The sequence below is a fragment of the Sellimonas caecigallum genome, from assembly GCF_019754295.1.
In the GTDB taxonomy this organism is placed as follows: domain Bacteria; phylum Bacillota; class Clostridia; order Lachnospirales; family Lachnospiraceae; genus Sellimonas; species Sellimonas caecigallum.
Genome location: NZ_VIRV01000010.1, coordinates 77639 through 93649, shown reverse-complemented (window position 1 = coordinate 93649; position 16011 = coordinate 77639). Strand labels below are relative to the sequence as shown.

At 43.5% G+C, this 16011-nt stretch carries 19 protein-coding genes and 1 pseudogene; 3 read left to right on the top strand and 17 right to left on the bottom strand.

Annotation, left to right across the window (positions count from 1 at the left end):
- Positions 1-285 precede the first annotated feature (285 nt).
- A complete protein-coding gene (locus tag FLB61_RS08380) occupies positions 286-1797 on the top strand; it encodes a response regulator transcription factor (RefSeq protein WP_221919866.1) in 1512 nt (503 codons plus the stop codon).
- Between the two features lie 7 nt (positions 1798-1804).
- Positions 1805-3559 carry a sensor histidine kinase gene (locus FLB61_RS08375; protein ID WP_087210816.1) on the top strand — a complete coding sequence of 585 codons (1755 nt, stop codon included), beginning with the start codon at positions 1805-1807 and terminating at the stop codon, positions 3557-3559.
- Here FLB61_RS08375 and FLB61_RS08370 read toward each other — a convergent pair.
- From FLB61_RS08370 to FLB61_RS08360, 3 genes and pseudogenes are all read right to left on the bottom strand, one after another.
- A pseudogene (locus FLB61_RS08370) lies at positions 3510-4163 on the bottom strand (sensor histidine kinase); the annotation flags it as partial. The gene FLB61_RS08375 and the pseudogene FLB61_RS08370 overlap by 50 nt on opposite strands.
- A 416-nt stretch (positions 4164-4579) precedes the next feature.
- Positions 4580-4975, bottom strand: coding sequence for a LysM peptidoglycan-binding domain-containing protein (locus FLB61_RS08365; RefSeq protein ID WP_087200537.1), 396 nt, complete (start codon positions 4973-4975; stop codon positions 4580-4582).
- A 259-nt stretch (positions 4976-5234) separates the two neighbouring features.
- Positions 5235-5795, bottom strand: coding sequence for a flavin reductase family protein (locus tag FLB61_RS08360; RefSeq protein WP_221919865.1), 561 nt, complete (start codon positions 5793-5795; stop codon positions 5235-5237).
- Between the two features lie 194 nt (positions 5796-5989).
- Between FLB61_RS08360 and lexA the strand changes: the two genes are divergently transcribed.
- The gene (gene lexA / locus FLB61_RS08355) at positions 5990-6607 is read left to right on the top strand and encodes a transcriptional repressor LexA (protein ID WP_087200547.1); all 618 of its coding nucleotides are present in this window, start codon (positions 5990-5992) and stop codon (positions 6605-6607) included.
- A 74-nt stretch (positions 6608-6681) separates the two neighbouring features.
- On the opposite strand, the gene rsfS is transcribed toward lexA, so the two are convergent.
- From rsfS to FLB61_RS08285, 14 genes are all read right to left on the bottom strand, one after another.
- On the bottom strand, positions 6682-7047 hold the full coding sequence (gene rsfS / locus FLB61_RS08350; RefSeq protein ID WP_087210801.1) for a ribosome silencing factor: 366 nt from the start codon (positions 7045-7047) through the stop codon (positions 6682-6684).
- A 23-nt stretch (positions 7048-7070) separates the two neighbouring features.
- Positions 7071-7649, bottom strand: a complete 579-nt coding sequence (gene yqeK, locus FLB61_RS08345; protein ID WP_087200551.1) for a bis(5'-nucleosyl)-tetraphosphatase (symmetrical) YqeK — start codon at positions 7647-7649, stop codon at positions 7071-7073.
- Positions 7621-8262: a nicotinate-nucleotide adenylyltransferase gene (gene nadD / locus FLB61_RS08340; RefSeq protein ID WP_221919864.1), complete on the bottom strand. Its 642-nt coding sequence runs from the start codon at positions 8260-8262 to the stop codon at positions 7621-7623. Before nadD ends, yqeK begins: the two co-directional genes overlap by 29 nt.
- A gap of 4 nt (positions 8263-8266) precedes the next feature.
- Positions 8267-8560 (bottom strand): ribosome assembly RNA-binding protein YhbY, encoded by a 294-nt coding sequence (yhbY, locus tag FLB61_RS08335; RefSeq protein WP_087200556.1) that lies wholly within the window; start codon positions 8558-8560, stop codon positions 8267-8269.
- A gap of 16 nt (positions 8561-8576) precedes the next feature.
- Positions 8577-9863, bottom strand: coding sequence for a GTPase ObgE (gene obgE, locus FLB61_RS08330; RefSeq protein ID WP_087200558.1), 1287 nt, complete (start codon positions 9861-9863; stop codon positions 8577-8579).
- A 148-nt stretch (positions 9864-10011) separates the two neighbouring features.
- A complete protein-coding gene (gene rpmA, locus FLB61_RS08325; RefSeq protein ID WP_087200561.1) occupies positions 10012-10296 on the bottom strand; it encodes a 50S ribosomal protein L27 in 285 nt (94 codons plus the stop codon).
- 3 nt (positions 10297-10299) lie between these two features.
- Positions 10300-10632, bottom strand: coding sequence for a ribosomal-processing cysteine protease Prp (locus FLB61_RS08320; RefSeq protein ID WP_221919863.1), 333 nt, complete (start codon positions 10630-10632; stop codon positions 10300-10302).
- 5 nt (positions 10633-10637) lie between these two features.
- Positions 10638-10946, bottom strand: coding sequence for a 50S ribosomal protein L21 (gene rplU / locus FLB61_RS08315; protein ID WP_087200566.1), 309 nt, complete (start codon positions 10944-10946; stop codon positions 10638-10640).
- 107 nt (positions 10947-11053) lie between these two features.
- Positions 11054-11851, bottom strand: coding sequence for an amidohydrolase family protein (locus FLB61_RS08310; RefSeq protein WP_221919862.1), 798 nt, complete (start codon positions 11849-11851; stop codon positions 11054-11056).
- 1 nt (position 11852) lies between these two features.
- Complete coding sequence (locus FLB61_RS08305; protein WP_087200570.1) at positions 11853-12266, bottom strand: CBS domain-containing protein; 414 nt, start codon at positions 12264-12266, stop codon at positions 11853-11855.
- Positions 12267-12294: 28 nt separating this feature from the next.
- Entirely contained in the window at positions 12295-13614 is a 1320-nt protein-coding gene (locus FLB61_RS08300; RefSeq protein WP_221919861.1) for an aspartate kinase, read from the bottom strand.
- Positions 13615-13633: 19 nt separating this feature from the next.
- Positions 13634-14239, bottom strand: coding sequence for an HAD family hydrolase (locus FLB61_RS08295; RefSeq protein WP_221919860.1), 606 nt, complete (start codon positions 14237-14239; stop codon positions 13634-13636).
- Positions 14240-14318: 79 nt separating this feature from the next.
- Complete coding sequence (gene ybaK, locus FLB61_RS08290) at positions 14319-14807, bottom strand: Cys-tRNA(Pro) deacylase (RefSeq protein ID WP_221919859.1); 489 nt, start codon at positions 14805-14807, stop codon at positions 14319-14321.
- Positions 14804-15997, bottom strand: a complete 1194-nt coding sequence (locus tag FLB61_RS08285; protein WP_221919858.1) for a ribonuclease E/G — start codon at positions 15995-15997, stop codon at positions 14804-14806. The genes ybaK and FLB61_RS08285 overlap by 4 nt, the downstream gene beginning before the upstream one ends.
- Positions 15998-16011 lie beyond the last annotated feature (14 nt).

Here is a 16011-nt window from a genome sequence, read left to right as displayed (position 1 = left end):
TTAATATAAATCTCGATATTATTTTTCATGGCCATGTCTTTAATAAAATAATATCGTGTTTTTATATAGAATTATAGAAGGTTTTTGTGTTGTTTTCGTCATTTTTTTAGCTTTCGGAAGAAGATGTTTTGTTTTCTGATATTTTTTACACTTTTTCGCAATTATTTTGTAAGTTATTTCCGAGGATGCATTTTTCGCACCTATTTTATGCACCTGATTTTCAGATATGATATAATCAGATTTGTGCTACGAAGGGCTAGGGATGCGAAGGAGGAAATAAGTTTCATGAAACGAATTATGATCATAGATGATGAATTTATTTTTCGTCAGGGACTGAAATATATGATGGATTGGGAGGCGTGTGGTTATTCGATTGTAGGAGAGGCATGCAACGGAGCAGAAGGATTAAAAATCTTTTTGAAACTTCATCCGGATATCATTTTGTGTGATGTTGTCATGCCAGGAGTCGACGGAATTGAGTTTGTGAAGATGATTCGGAAATATAATGGACCTCCCGTTGTTATGTTGAGTAATTTTGATGAATTTGACAAAGTCCGAGAAGCGTTTCAGTATGGAGCGTCCGATTATCTTTTGAAAAACCGCGTGACTAAGGAGATGATCCTAGAATGTCTTGACAGACTTATTCCGGAGAAGAAAAGATCGATCTGTCTACAGTCTGAGAAAACATTTGGTATTCTGGCGAGAACAATATTGGACGGCTATGGCCAAGATAACTTTGATGCATTTCAGTCTTATGTAAGACAGTCACTTCCAAAAAGAAATTACCAGATGATATTATTTTTTTCTCCTCAACCGGATTTTCAAAATGAAGAAGATCTGCAGATGTTTTTGCAGGAAAACAGGAATTGTCCACCGGCGCTGTCCTGTTTTACGACACAAAACCACGCGATCGTTTTGTTTTCCTGTTCCGAAGTGGTAACAAAGAGACAGAATGATATTCTGATGGAGATGCTTGTTTCCCGAACAAGGCACACAAGTTGTGTTGTAAGTATTCCGTTTTCAGATCTCGTACTTTTTAAGGAAAAAGCTGAAAAGCTTTTAGATCTTTGCGGATACTCTATTTTGTATGAAAATCAACTTTGTTTCTACGAAGAGGAGCTGAGCGAAAAAGAAGGAGAGCTTCCGTCTTTTCCGAATGAACAATATGTGTACTATGCGGAACACGGAAAATGGAAAGAAGCATGCGATCTTCTTTTGGAATACATGGATAAATTGAAAAATAGCACGAAAATGGATCCATTCCGATTTAAAAAATTTGTGGAATACACATTTTACAGTTCTCTGAAAAATGCGAGACAGTTTGCAAAAGATTCCATAGCCATTTCCAGGATCGAGCTGAAACTTTTTAAACAATTGGACTGTATCTTGACTTACTCGCAATTCTGCGAGGCAGTGACATCCGCATACGGGGAACTTTCTGTTGTATGCGGGGAGAAAAACGTAGCTGATGATGTTTCGGAATCATTACAGAATTATCTCGAAGATCACTATATGGAACAGATTACGCTATATGATGTGGCGGATTATCTGCATATGAACTATTCTTATCTGTCCGCATATATCAGCAATAGAACCGGAAAACATTTCAGCGAGCATTTGAATGATACCCGGATTCGTCATTCCAAAAAATTGCTTGCTGATACAGCGTTCAGTATCAGCCACATTAGTGAATGCATTGGCTATGCCGATCAGAGTTATTTTGGGAGAGTGTTTAAAAAGCAGGTCGGAATGACACCGCTGCAGTACCGCAATAAGATGCAGAGAAAGGATTTGTAAAAGAGAGATGAAACGACCACATACAATTTTTGTAAAACTGATGATGCCGATCTGTGCTATCACAATTCTTCTGCTTTTGTCTGCGTCCATTACAGTATCCCGCATCTATACAAATCAGACAGAGAACGCAGCGGTATCTTCCAACTTGGAAATTTTAAATCAGACAGACACAAGTCTTACCCTTGTTCATGACCATATGGCCAGAATTGCCCTTGACATAGAAAGTACACCTTCTTTGGTCCGTGCTCTCATGTCAGATTTAGACAATATTACAGAAGAATGGAAAGCCAGGCAGAATCTCAGCCAGATTTTCTATAATATGCCAGCTGCTATGGTGGATTATGAAGTAGTAGTAGCCGGAAAAAACGGCATTGCTGTCGGATCTGGAAATGGAGGTGTGTCATTAAGTCCAGATGATCTGTTTTCACTTCCAGTTTTTCGGAATGCCATTCAATCAGGCTACATGGAATATGGAGGCAGACGACGTGGATTTACATTTACCACTCAGAATACTCCGGTAATATATGGATGCAAAGCATTGACCAATACAAGGGGAGAGACCTTTGGTGCCCTTATATTACTTATACAGGAAGAAAGTCTGAGACAATTTTATCAGAGTTTCAGTAACAAAAGTACAAACATTCTTCTGATGTCTTCAGAAGGCGAAATTTTATCAAGTAATATCGTAGAAGATATCGGTGCAAACAACTTTGAGCTCCTGAAAACGGCTAAAGAAAACAAAGAGAAACAGCGGGAAGTTTCCCATAATTTCAGAAATTCCATCGTTCTTTCCCGCTATATGGTCAACTTTGACGCTTACGTTATAAGCCAGATTACATCCAGTATTCTTCTGAAAGAATTTTGGCCAAGATTTCATTCCATTTTAGTCATCTGCTCGGCACTGCTTGTTCTGCTACTGGTTTCCTTTTTGACCATGAGGAAAAATCTGCTGCCTTTGCGGACACTTGCAGATCATATGGAGGGTGCCAAAGGTATACCCGAGCCGGTTTCCATATCTCAATCAAAGGATGTGCTTGAAATCCAACGCATTGCAGATGCGTATAACCGTATGATTAACTCTCTTAATGATTATATGAAAGAAATAGAGAAAGCGCACGAAAAGCGGAGGCAAGATGAACTGAACCTTCTACAAATGCAGATAAACCCGCACTTTCTCTACAACACGTTGGATAGCGTCAAACATATGGTAGAGATGCGGCATTCTTCGGAAGCGTGCCAGACAATCGATTCACTTATTTTCCTTTTTCGAAGTACGCTAAATAAAATGAATGCTAAAGTCACAGTTTCTGATGAGCTAATGAATATCCGAAATTATATCTCCATCATCTCCCCACGATATGGAGGGCTGATCCAGGCTGACGCGGAAGCCATGGAAGACTGTCTGAATGTTGAGATCCCAAACCTTATCCTTCAGCCATTTGTGGAAAATGCTTTTTTTCATGCATTTCAACGCACGAAAAGCGGAAGTATCCATATTTTTATCTATCAGAATGAAGGAAAGCTATTCTGCGATATTACTGATACAGGAGATGGAATGCCAAAATCACAGGTAGATACATTGTTAAGGGTACATTCTGCGGCAGGAAGCGGAAGCCGCATCGGTATTTCCAATGTGCGAGAACGCCTTGCTTTACTCTATCCAGGAGAAAATAGCTTTGAAATCATCAGTGAGCCGGGTTATGGAACACACATCATGCTTTCTTTTCCAGCAAAGAAGAAGGATCCGTTTTCGGAAGTGTGATTTCTGCCTTAAACAAATCTGCTTCTGCAGAAATTCGAAGACTTCCATGCTGAAGCTCCACAAAACTTTTGGCTATGGCAAGGCCGAGGCCAGAGCCTTCCGTATTCCTGGAGGCGTCTCCTCTCACAAAACGATCCGTGATTTCTTCTGTGTCGAAAGTGATTTCCTCCTGGGATATATTTTTCATGACGATTCTGACATTGTCTTCCGATTCTGTCATGCTGATGTATACCCGGGTGTGCGGCATGGAATATTTGGATATGTTCACAATGAGATTTTCAAAAATCCGGTATGTTTTCTGACTATCCAGCCATACGATGATCTTCGTATCCGGAAGACGAAAACGCATCTCAAGCTCTGCTTTTTGAAGGTCACTCTCATATTCCAAGCAGACTTGTTTTAACAGATCCACAATATCTATTTTCATATATTGGAGTGTTGCGGAGCGGCTTGTGGCTTTGCTGATCTCAAAGAGATCCTCTATCAGGACTTTCAGACGGAGCGATTTGCGCTCCAGTACGTCGATGTACTCTTTGCGCTTTGCTTCGTCTTGTTCTGTTCTGACAAGATCGATGTACGTGATGATCGCAGTAAGAGGAGGCTTCCTTGGGCAGAATCTGGAGGAATTTGTGCTGTGTTGTCGCGTAAACCATACCGGCAAGATACCGGTTTACAGAAAAAATGATCAGGCATATGAGGCACGCAGTCTCAAGAGGAGCTTGAAAGATAAACGGATAACCTTTTCCCATTTTCCAACCATCCTCTTTCCTGCCAAGAACAAAAAGGACGAAGGAAGCACCCGCACAGACAATCCCGATGCACATTAGGTATAAAAAAGAAAAGGAGCCTGTATTGTAAATTCAAATTCTAAAGGTCGTTTGGCAAAGTTTCGAAAGAATTTCTTAAGATAAAATTTTGCATCGAACTCGTCGTGAAAGAAAAAAAGAGCCGCCCACAGCGGGTATGTGCTGCGAGACGGCCCAATGGGAGAGCTTAACTATACAGATAACTTATTACAGATTACTTATATTCCGTATCATAGTACATGATGATCAGTGACTGGCCTGGTATCAGACCACTTGACTTCATGTGATTCAATTTTTTCAGTTTTTTTACATATGCATCATCGGATTGTTCAATGCTGGTATTATATTCTTTTGCAAGTCCGTGGAGGGTGTCTCCATCTTTGACCTCAATATTTTTATAATATTCAAAATAGACAGGATCCTCCGCCCGGTTACCTTTTGCATTGGACAATAGCGTCCCTGCCGACAGAACCGATATGGATGCAAACAAGATTACGGCTCCGATGAGGAGACGAAACCGAAAAGCTGCTTGTCTTTTCTTTGATATCTTTTTCTTATTCCCTCTCTCGGCCCTTGTCATGGATATTTGATTTCTACTGCTGTTCTTCATAACTCCCACTCCTTTTCCGTATCATATCTGTACGGACTTCGATTTCTCTTTTGTCCTATCTTATCCATAAATGTTCACTTCTATGCGCAAACAAATGTTTACGAACATTTGTTCTTTTTTGTAATTAAAGTATAATACACGAACGTATGTTTGTCAATATAGTTTTTTAGAATCTGTTTTTCATGTAAAAAGAGCCATTGCTCCGGCAGATTTATCATCTGCTTTTGCAATAGCTCCGCTTTATCAAATTTATTCTCTTTTATTTTAATGCCTTGCCGTCCTGAAATGCGTTGCCAACTTTTTCGCCAAGCCGGATATAAGCATTGTTAAATGGATCGAATGTAATCGGCGCTGCTTTTGTGACGTCTACATTTCCCTGTTCGTCCAGGACACGTTCATCCACACTGACATTCACGATCTCGCCTACCAGGCGGCATGTCTCTTCATCGTAGCTCTTCAGTCGGCATTCAACTGCCACTGCGAGTTCTTCGATCAGCGGTGCATCGACAAATTCTGATTTGACAGCATGGAATCCGGCTTTTTCAAACTTGTCCGCCACTTTGTTCCCCGATTCGATACCCACATAGTCACAGGCCGTCATATGCTCCACGTCTGCCATGCTGACTGTAAAAGCTTTTCTCTCCAGAATGTTTTTCGTCGTTTTGTGGCCTGCACTGATGCACATAGAGAGTTCATTGCCTTCGCTGATTCCGCCCCATGCGGCATTCATTGCATCCGGTGTACCGTCCGTACCGTATGTAGCAATGATAAATACTGGTTGTGGATAAGTGTACGGTTTTACTCCAAAGTTTTTTCGCATTTTTGTTTCCTCCTGTTTTACACTGAATCTTGTACTATATCTAGTATAACACTCAAACGAATATTCTTGCAAATTTTTCCATTTGCATATTTTAAATTTTGACGATTCGAACATATTTTCCGAATATCTGTTTGCTTTTGCAGACAGTATATGGTAGAATAAACAAAAGATACGAAATTCAGGGGGATTTACATATGGGTAACGGCAATATCACAAAGAAGCAGTCTGAGATTTTGGAATATATCAAAGGACAGATTCTAACGCGGGGCTTTCCTCCGGCGGTTCGGGAAATCTGCGAGGCTGTCAATTTAAAGTCTACTTCTTCTGTCCATTCACATCTTGAAACACTGGAGAAGAATGGGTATATCAGACGGGATCCGACGAAACCACGTGCCATCGAAATTCTGGACGATAATTTTAATCTGACTAGGCGGGAGATGGCGAATATTCCGATCATCGGCCGCGTCGCTGCCGGAGAACCGCTGTTGGCAGAACAGAATATCGAAGACTATTTTCCGGTTCCGGTGGAAAAGCTGCCGAATGCCCAGACTTTTTTCCTTCGTGTTAAGGGAGACAGCATGATAAATGCTGGGATTTATGACAAGGACTATATTCTTGTGGAGCAGAAAAGTACAGCGGACAATGGGGAGATTGTCGTGGCTATGGTAGATGACGGAGCCACTGTAAAGAGATTCTATAAGGAGGATGGACACTATCGTCTTCAGCCGGAGAATGACACCATGGATCCGATTATCGTTGATGATGTGACAGTTCTTGGAAAAGTGATCGGCCTGATGCGCTTTCATGTTTAATCAGAAAATAAAAACAGAAGGGTATGAAAAAATGATGTTTCGTTTTTTCGTACCCTTCTCTTAAATATATCTCTTTATTTTAAATCATCCAGCATAACTGTTTTTCCGTCTTTCCAGATTCGTTCCAGATCGTAGAAAAGCCGGTTTTCTTTATCAAAAACGTGGACAATGATATCGCCGAAATCCAGGAGAACCCAGCTTCCGAGACCATATCCTTCCCGCTGCTTTACTTCGTATCCTGCTTTGGCAAGCTCTTCTTCTACATTGTCAACAAGAGCCCGAACCTGGCTGTCACTGTTTCCGTTTGCAATGATAAAGTAGTCTGCAAGAACGCTTACTTCCGAGATATCGATGACACGGATATCTTCGCCCTTTTTGTCATCCAGTGCCTTGTAGGCAAGTGACGCCATTTTCTTTGAATTGTCTAAAGCATTGCTCATACAATTGCTCCTTTCCATAATTCTTATAAGTGCATTTGTTCTTTATAATATAAATAGGTTTTTTCCGTCAGCGGATCAATTGAGAGATCGCGTGTGTGGAGATAAGCGAGTGAGTCTTCCAGAATGCGGAAGAGACACTTGTCTAGATCCTGGAATGCCAGCTCTCTTACCTTGGAAAGATTTGGAGCTTCATTTCTGCCTGGCTCAATGAAATCAGCAATATAAATAATCTTGTCCAACAGTGTCATATTTGGTTTTCCCGTCGTGTGACAAGCGATGGCGTTCAGAATACGCTGATTTTCCACATGATATTTTTTGGCGGCAAGAAAGGCCCCCAACTTTGCATGGAGAAGGCTTGGATTTTGATATTCGCTCTCTGAAATACTCAAGTGATATTTGGCACATAACTTGATCTTCTTCTGAGAAGGAATACATTTTGCACAGTCATGCAGTAAGCCGGCGATCATGGCTTCATCCATATTATAACCATACCGCATCGCAAGCGAAGCTGCTGTGTACATTACTCCGAGTGTGTGCTCATATCTGTCCTGATCCAGATATTTCTTTAATTTTTTACGCATTTTGCTGATTCTCTGATTCATCGTTCCCATCTCCATATATATGATTTTCTCTAATATAATCAGCAACACCCTCTGGAACAAGTCCTTCTATAGGATGGTTCCTTTGGATCATTTCCCGGATTTCACTGGAAGAAACTTCAAAAACCGGAGATTGTGACAGAAGGATCTGTGCATGATATTTTCCCTCCAGATAAGAAATCTGTTTTTTCATATCCTGATCCGTCTCCTTACTGTCTCTCTTTGCGGCAATGACAGTACAGCAAGAGAGGAGGCGATCCGGGTGTCCCCATGTTTCCATCTGAAACAGGGAATCCGCTCCGATGATAAAGTAAAAATCCCGGTCCGGATAACTTTTACGAAATTCTTCCATTGTCTGGTATGAGTATGATACCGTCTTCTTTTCGGCCTCGTATGGCTGGATGCTGAACTTCGGGCAGTCCCCTATGGCGATCCGAACCATTTCAAGACGGTCCGATGTGCTGGTTCCGATGGATTCCTGCCGTTTGTGAGGAGGATTGCCGTTTGGCATGAACCAGATTTCATCCAGACCAAATTCCTCCATTACGTGTCCAGCAAGCATCAGATGTCCATTATGGATCGGATTGAATGTACCTCCCATGATACCGGTCTTCATGCTGTTACCTCGGAAGTTCGATCTTTTTCTTTTCTTTTTTTCCCTCTTTGTACAGGACAATCTTTTTCCCGATAACCTGCACAACCTGGGAATGCGTACGTTCTGCAAGGCTGTCTGCCATTTCGCGCGGATCGTCAGCGCAGTTCTGCAGCACGTGAATTTTGATCAGTTCTCTCGCTTCGAGTGCTTCGGCCACGGCCTTCGTAAATTCAGGAGTCATGCTTGATTTCCCAATCTGAAGGATAGGATCTATCGTCATGGCCAGTCCCTTTAAGTATGCTCGTTGTTTGGATGTCATTGAATCTATTCCTTTCCTATTTGTAATATTCAAAACTAAGTCCGTACATGCGAATCGTATCGCCCTCTTCTACTCCGAGAGCTTCCAGCTTGTCCAGGATACCAGTATCTTTCAGGAATTTCTGGAAGAATGCGAATCCTTTTTCGGAATCCAGATTCGTATAGCCAAGCATTTTTTCGATCTTCGGACCTTCTACTACGAAAACACCTTCCTCGTCTTTTTCCACTGTATATGGCAGATCAGCCACAAGAAGTTCGTCTTCCGGAAAGAACTCCTGCTCGAAAGTGATCGGTTTTGCATCCAGGTGTTTTAATTCGTTGTTGACGTACCAGAGGAGATCACGAATACCTTCGCCGGTCACGCCGGAGATGGCAAATACACGATATCCTTTTGGCTCAAACTCTGCACGGATCCGTTCTACAGGATCTTCGTCGCCGCTGTAAACAAGATCTACTTTATTGGCAGCAATAACCTGCGGACGTGCGGCAATCCCTGCATTGTATTGTTCCAGCTCTTCATTGATCTTATAAATGTCTTCAATCGGATCTCGTCCTTCGCTTCCGGCTGCATCCACGACATGGATCATCATCTTAGTACGCTCGATATGGCGAAGAAACTCGTGACCGAGACCAGCTCCCTGAGAAGCGCCCTCGATCAGACCTGGGATATCGGCAAGTACGAATCCCTCTCCGTCTCCCAGATCCACAACACCAAGGTTCGGTGCGAGGGTTGTAAAATGGTAATTTGCAATCTTTGGATTAGCATTGGTTACTCTGGAAAGGAAGGTGGACTTCCCTACGTTTGGAAATCCGATCAGCCCAACGTCCGCGATGACCTTGAGTTCCAGATTTACCCAAAGTTCCTGGGATGGCTGCCCCGGCTGGGCATATTTTGGAACCTGCATGGTAGATGTGGCAAAGTGCTGATTTCCCAGTCCGCCCTTTCCGCCTTTTAAGATGACCTGACGAGTGTTTTCTCCGGACATATCGGCGATCACTTTTCCGCTCTCCGCTTCCCGGATGATCGTCCCTTCCGGGACACGCAGGACAATATCTTTTCCATTGGCGCCGTGACACCTTCTTTTTCCTCCCGGCTCCCCAGGCTGGGCACAGAATTTTTTGCTGTGCCGGAAATCGACGAGGGTATTGAGACCTTTATCCACTTCGAAGATAACATCTCCGCCTTTCCCGCCGTCTCCTCCATCAGGCCCGCCGTTTGGAACATACATCTCTCTACGGAAACTTACATGTCCATCTCCGCCTTTTCCTGATTTTATAAAAATTCTTGCTCTGTCTGAAAACATGATTTTTCCTCTCAAAAATTCAATTCTGCTTGTGTCATAGTTAATTATATAGATGTTGGAGGTAAAAAACAAGGCTTCAAACCAAGAAGATTTGAAGCCTATTATTAAGACCTTCCCGTGAAAAAACACGAAAATCGACTGATGCCTGCTATTCAGCTACAGGATAAACAGAAACCTGTTTCTTGTCTCTTCCTTTTCTTTCGAATCTGACAACACCGTCTGCTGTAGCGAACAGTGTATCATCTCCGCCGCGTCCTACGTTAAGACCCGGATGGATCTTTGTTCCACGCTGTCTGTAAAGGATGTTTCCAGCTTTTACAAACTGTCCGTCTGCTCTTTTCGCACCAAGTCTCTTGGATTCGGAGTCACGACCGTTCTTTGTAGAACCAACCCCTTTTTTATGAGCGAAAAACTGAAGGTTTAATTTCATCATGGTTTACACCTCCCTAAATCTCAAATCAATATATTTGCTGTACTCTTCGTCTTCTGCCATATCTTTCAGACCAAGGACCATGGCAGAAAACAGCAATGTCGCTTCCCTGGAAGGCGTCTTCTCAAATCTGTACTTTATCATGCCGCTGTCTTCTTCAGACTGGACAGATGCGCTGTCCTCGGTAAGCCGTTCAATCGAATTGATCGTATTGATGACAAGTACAGACACGGAAGCACATACAATATCTTCGCCGGACTCGGCATATCCTGCATGTCCTTCTGTCTGGAATCCGACATACTCTTTTTTGACATTCTGATAAATCGTAATCTTAATCATGTGGATTAAGCATTGATTTTTTCGATTTTAACAGCTGTGTACTGCTGTCTGTGACCGTTCTTTTTGTGGTAACCTGTCTTCGGTTTGTATTTGTAAACGATAACTTTTTTTGCTTTACCGTCTCCAAGTACAGAAGCTTCTACAGTTGCGCCTGCTACTGTCGGATTACCAACTTTCAGTCCGTCATTGCTCACTGCGAGAACCTGGTCAAATGTGTAAGTCGTACCAGCTTCTGCTCCAAGCTTTTCAACCTTAATGATATCGCCTTCAGCTACTTTGTACTGTTTACCACCTGTTGCTATAATTGCGTACATATGGCACCTCCTATTATCATTACTCGCCGGCTGTGGTGTCCCAAAAGGAACTTTGAAACCTCGCCGTGCGGCATACTCGTATATACTAGCATGACTTTCGGGAAAAATCAAGAGATTCCCAATAATTTTTTTGCATTTTCTTCCGAAATTTGTTTCCTCGTCTCCGCCTCCAGAGGAAGAGACTGTAAATAAGATACGAATTCCTTCTGGTCTCCCCACGGGGAATCCGTGGCAAAGAGAATTCGTTCTGCTCCATGTGTCTGTATCATGCGCAGAAGCTGCTCTTTTGGTATCTTTCCAAAACAGACGGCGGTATCAAAGTAAACGTTTTTTCCAATGAGGAGCTCCTCCGTCTCATTCCACCGCATAAACCCTCCCATATGGGCAAGCACAAGTTTCTCCGGCGCTGTCTCATCAATGACATGTGCGGCCATCCGTGGTGTACAGTGGACAAAGTCCGGATACCCCGGATCAAGCCCTGCGTGAACACTGACGATGAGACCAAGTTCGGAAGCGGCATCCACGATGCGCTTATAACGGATATCATCAAATCTTGTCTCCTGGTAGTCAGGGTGGAGTTTGATCCCTTTTATTCCGTTAGCCTTCAGCTCTTTGATCCGTTCTTTCGGATGATCGTTGTCCGGATGGATGCCTCCAAAAGAGAGCAGCCGTCCATCTGTTATTTCCGTAAGGGAGAGAGCAAAACGGTTGATGGAATCAAACTGTTCCGACCTTGTGACAACCGGAAGTACAACCGAAATGCCGATACCAGCCTCATTCATTGACGATACCAGGGCATCCGCAGTTCCACGGAGATAAGCTTGTCCTCCACATTGATTTTCAAGGAACGATATCGTTTTGTCTACGATCTTCTCTGGAAATACATGTGTGTGAAAATCAATCATATTATTTCTGCCGTCCTTTTACCTGGTCATTGAGATATCCAATGATATCTCTCCTCGTAACAATACCGATGAAATTGTGGTCATCATCTTCCACTGGTACGAAATTCTGTTCCATGGACCGTTTGACGAGATCTTCCATATCTGATTCGATACTAACCGGCTTGTAGTCGAATCTCCGTTGGATTTTCATAACTGCTGTACTTTCTATTTGTCTCATATTAGTAATTCCGTTTTTCTTCAGTCCCCACAGGAGATCCCCTTCCGTAATGGTCCCCAGATATTTTCCATCACGGTTCAGAATCGGGACGCAGGAATATTTATAATGCTCCATGATCTCCATAGCCTGACGAACAGTGTGATAATCGTAGATATAAGCCAGATCTGCCTTTGGCTTAAGGAAAAATAAAATATTCATTTTAAAACCTCTTTAATGTCATATGTGTTTATAACTGTGTTGTTACAAAAATATCGTAGATTGCCTTGATAGCGCTTTCAAAGTCGTTGCACCGTACACCGATAATGATGTTCAGTTCACTGGAACCCTGATCGATCATTTTGACATTGACATTGGCGTGAGAAAGCGCAGCAAAAATCCGTCCGGAAGTGCCGCGAGTCTGTCTCATCCCACGACCCACAACGGCAATAAGTGCAAGATCCGATTCCAGCTCAATGAAATCCGGTTCCGCCACGCGGTGGATACCGGCCAGCACACGCTGCTCTTTGCTCTCAAATTCATCCTGATGGAAGAAGACGGTCATGGTATCGATACCGGACGGCATGTGCTCGATGGACACATCGTTTTCCTCGAATACCTGAAGTATCTTCCGGCAAAATCCCACTTCAGCGTTCATCATAGCTTTATCGATAGTCACAGAAGCAAACCCCTTCTTTCCGGCTATTCCGGTAATCGTAAAGCGAGGATGCCGGCAGGTATCCTCTACGATCAGAGTCCCAGGGTCTTCCGGTTTGTTTGTGTTGCGGATGTTGATCGGTATTCCTTCTTTTCTTACTGGGAAGATTGCATCTTCGTGGAGTACTGTGGCACCCATATAGGACAATTCTCTGAGTTCCCGATATGTGATCGTCTCGATCACTTCAGGATCTTTGATAATCCGCGGATCTGCAACCAGAAATCCGGAAACATCCGTCCAGTTCTCGTAAAGATCAGCGTGAACGGCCTTCGCCACAAGAGATCCGGTAATATCCGATCCTCCTCTGGAAAAAGTGGTTACATTTCCATCCGGATCGCTCCCGTAAAATCCAGGAATGACCGCATATTTGCACTCTTTCAACCGCTCGGCGAGAGCTTCATTTGTCTTTTCTTCATCCAGGTGTCCGGTTTTGTCAAAAAAGATCACGTTTGCCGCATCAATAAACTCAAATCCAAGATAAGCAGCCATGATGATACCATTTAAAAATTCTCCTCTGGATGCAGCGTAGTCTTTTCCTGCCTTCTTCTTAAATTGCGTCTGTATTTCGTCAAATTCTTCGTCTAAAGACAGGCTGAGAGAAAGCCCTCCGATGATCTCGTCAAAACGCGATCGGATAAACGCCCATTCTTTTGTATAGTCCTCGCCTCTTTCCGCTTTTCCATAGCATCTATACAGCATATCTGTGATCTTCGTGTCTCTGGAATCCCGCTTGCCAGGTGCAGACGGAACGACATAGCGTCTGGATTTCTCTGCACGGACGATATCGCCTGCTTTTTTAAACTGAGACGCGCTCGCCAGGGAGCTGCCGCCGAATTTTACCACTTTCTGCATAGTTACAATCTCCTCTGCATTATTTTCGAAGGATTTCAAGAGCAACAGATGGTGTAAATACAATCCCATGTATTCCCTCTCGGCACGCCGCATCCACATTGGCCTGCAGATCGTCAAAAAACAGAGAGCGTTCTGGCGCAAGTTTATACTTGCGAAGGAGTGTCTGGTAGATGGACGGATCCGGCTTCATCTGCTTTGCCTGCCAGGAAAAAACGCCCCCGTCAAACTCATTCAGAAATTTCAGAGTGTCTTTTGACTGTTCGAAAACCTCTTCAGAGTAATTGGACAGATAGTAAAGAGCGTACCCTTTTTCTTTAAAATACCGGATCAAAGCATCTGTATAGTCCGTAGAAAGGATCGTCTCCCCGAGATGACGGTAGACTTCTCGTATCTCCTTTTCATACTTTGGCGCATTTTTTACAAATGCGTCACACCAGTCTTCTTTTCCATATGTACCGCGATCGCCCTCCTGCCAAGTAGGACTTAAAAAAACAGCCTTTGCCACAGCATCGTACACATCCGGGGCATACCCAAATTTCTGAAGGCAGTTTTTCCAATCGTACCTTACAAGAACATTTCCAAGATCGAAGATTACGGTATCACAAGTTTCTATTGGTATGTTCATGAATATCTGTTCTCCTTTTCTTCGTTACGTATTACTTTACTATGATAAAGTCTGGATTTCAACAAAAATCTCATTTTTTCTACTTTTCTTTCCGGATCACGTCTCCGAAAGAAGCCGAAGCCGCCTTTCTGAGGCCTTCCGGAGAAAGTCTCAGCTGCATTCCCAGCTTCCCGCCGCTTACATAGATTGTCTCAAGAGATGCTGCATCTTCCTGAATGATGGTCGGAAACTGCTTCTTCATTCCAATGGCAGTGCAGCCGCCTCTGACATAGCCCGTGAGAGATGTCAACTCCTTCACGGGCAGCATTTCCAGTGATTTTTCTCCGACTGCTTTTGCCGCCTTTTTGAAATCGATCTCCTCCTCGATGGGAATGACGAACACATAGTGGGAACCGCTTTTTGCTTGGGTTACCAGTGTCTTATATACTTCTTCGTGCGGAAGTGACAGCTGGTTGGCGGTAGCGATGCCGTCCTCGAAATTTTCACACTCATACGTCTGGTATTCGTATGGGATTTTCATCCGGTCAAGAATCCGCATGGCGTTTGTTTTCAGTTCTTTTTTGCTCATTTTTTTGTTCCTGCTTTCCTTACCGCTTCTGAAAGCGGCACATTTGCTTTTCTGCGTGTGATCTCCATCAACTCCAATTTGGTAATGTCTATAACATCTGTCTTGACAGAATCAGATGCGACGGCCGCGCGCATTGCTGAAAGGAGAGCCTTTCGCTCATCCTCCCCGGAAAGATTGATAAAGTCGATAAGGATAATGCCAGAAAGATTGCGGAGCCGTATTTGGTGCGCCGCCTCCTTGGCGGCCTCAAGATTGATATTGAGATACTGCTCGTTCTTTCCGGCGATAGCTTTTCCGGAATTGACGTCTATGACAGTCAATGCCTCAGTTGGCTGAATGACAAGGTAGGCGCCTGATTTCATCCATATTTTTTCAGATAAGGCTCGCTCCAGTTCTTTCTCCAGACTATAAAGTTTATGAAGGGGAAGAAGGGCATCTTCGTAACGCATCAGCCGGTCAAGAAGTTTGGGTCTCTCCGATTCCAGATAGGAGCGGAAACTTTCATAAAGGTTGGGATCTTCCACGATCAAAGAAGTAAGTGTCTCTTCATTCAGACCAAGAAGGGCGGCGCTTCCTGGGAATCCGGCTTTTTTTAGGCATGTAAAACAAGTCCTTGTCTTTGCCTTATCCAGAAGAGTTTGAAAACTCTGCTCCTGTTTTCTGATGTCCAGAAGGAGCTCTTCTTTTGTAAGGGCCGCAGCATTGGTGCGCACGATAATTCCAAACGAAGTGTCCGCACATTCAGAAAGCCAAGTACGGATTTCTTCCCTTTTCTTTTTTTCGATCTTTGCCGATACTCCAAGAGCCTGGTCCGTCAAAGACAGAATACAGTACGCTCCCTGTAAAGAGATATTTGCTGTGACAGCAGGCTGTTTTGTCCCGGCAGCTTCTTTTTTGACCTGTACTACCAGCTCATCTCCCACACATAGAGGCTTTTTGCCGGCTTTGCAGGTAAAAAAACCTTGTTTCGCATCAGAGAGAGCACAGTAACACTCCATTCCTGGACGTATTTCGATAAATGCTGCCTGAATGTTCGGAAGAACTTTTTTGACTTTTCCGATATAGATCTCCCCGACAACACACGTGTCCTTTTTGCTGCCGATAGGATGGATTTCCGCCACGCGGCCATCCTCTATGACAAAAAGAAACGGATGATCTTTCACGTAGGCGGCCACTGCTTTTCGTTCCATGTTGTCGTCATCTC

Excerpts from the sequence above, each read along its gene's own strand:
- ybaK (WP_221919859.1), bottom strand. The coding sequence starts at position 14,807 with ATGAGCAAAAAAGAACTGAAAACAAACGCCATGCGGATTCTTGACCGG.
- rpmA (WP_087200561.1), bottom strand. The coding sequence starts at position 10,296 with ATGATGAAATTAAACCTTCAGTTTTTCGCTCATAAAAAAGGGGTTGGT.
- FLB61_RS08300 (WP_221919861.1), bottom strand. The coding sequence starts at position 13,614 with ATGCAGAAAGTGGTAAAATTCGGCGGCAGCTCCCTGGCGAGCGCGTCT.
- FLB61_RS08380 (WP_221919866.1), top strand. The coding sequence starts at position 286 with ATGAAACGAATTATGATCATAGATGATGAATTTATTTTTCGTCAGGGA.
- FLB61_RS08375 (WP_087210816.1), top strand. The coding sequence starts at position 1,805 with ATGAAACGACCACATACAATTTTTGTAAAACTGATGATGCCGATCTGT.
- FLB61_RS08305 (WP_087200570.1), bottom strand. The coding sequence starts at position 12,266 with ATGAATATTTTATTTTTCCTTAAGCCAAAGGCAGATCTGGCTTATATC.
- FLB61_RS08285 (WP_221919858.1), bottom strand. The coding sequence starts at position 15,997 with ATGGAACGAAAAGCAGTGGCCGCCTACGTGAAAGATCATCCGTTTCTT.
- FLB61_RS08295 (WP_221919860.1), bottom strand. The coding sequence starts at position 14,239 with ATGAACATACCAATAGAAACTTGTGATACCGTAATCTTCGATCTTGGA.
- rplU (WP_087200566.1), bottom strand. The coding sequence starts at position 10,946 with ATGTACGCAATTATAGCAACAGGTGGTAAACAGTACAAAGTAGCTGAA.
- rsfS (WP_087210801.1), bottom strand. The coding sequence starts at position 7,047 with ATGAGCAATGCTTTAGACAATTCAAAGAAAATGGCGTCACTTGCCTAC.
- yqeK (WP_087200551.1), bottom strand. The coding sequence starts at position 7,649 with ATGAATCAGAGAATCAGCAAAATGCGTAAAAAATTAAAGAAATATCTG.
- FLB61_RS08365 (WP_087200537.1), bottom strand. The coding sequence starts at position 4,975 with ATGAAGAACAGCAGTAGAAATCAAATATCCATGACAAGGGCCGAGAGA.
- lexA (WP_087200547.1), top strand. The coding sequence starts at position 5,990 with ATGGGTAACGGCAATATCACAAAGAAGCAGTCTGAGATTTTGGAATAT.
- FLB61_RS08310 (WP_221919862.1), bottom strand. The coding sequence starts at position 11,851 with ATGATTGATTTTCACACACATGTATTTCCAGAGAAGATCGTAGACAAA.
- nadD (WP_221919864.1), bottom strand. The coding sequence starts at position 8,262 with ATGAAGACCGGTATCATGGGAGGTACATTCAATCCGATCCATAATGGA.
- obgE (WP_087200558.1), bottom strand. The coding sequence starts at position 9,863 with ATGTTTTCAGACAGAGCAAGAATTTTTATAAAATCAGGAAAAGGCGGA.
- FLB61_RS08320 (WP_221919863.1), bottom strand. The coding sequence starts at position 10,632 with ATGATTAAGATTACGATTTATCAGAATGTCAAAAAAGAGTATGTCGGA.
- yhbY (WP_087200556.1), bottom strand. The coding sequence starts at position 8,560 with ATGACATCCAAACAACGAGCATACTTAAAGGGACTGGCCATGACGATA.
- FLB61_RS08360 (WP_221919865.1), bottom strand. The coding sequence starts at position 5,795 with ATGCGAAAAAACTTTGGAGTAAAACCGTACACTTATCCACAACCAGTA.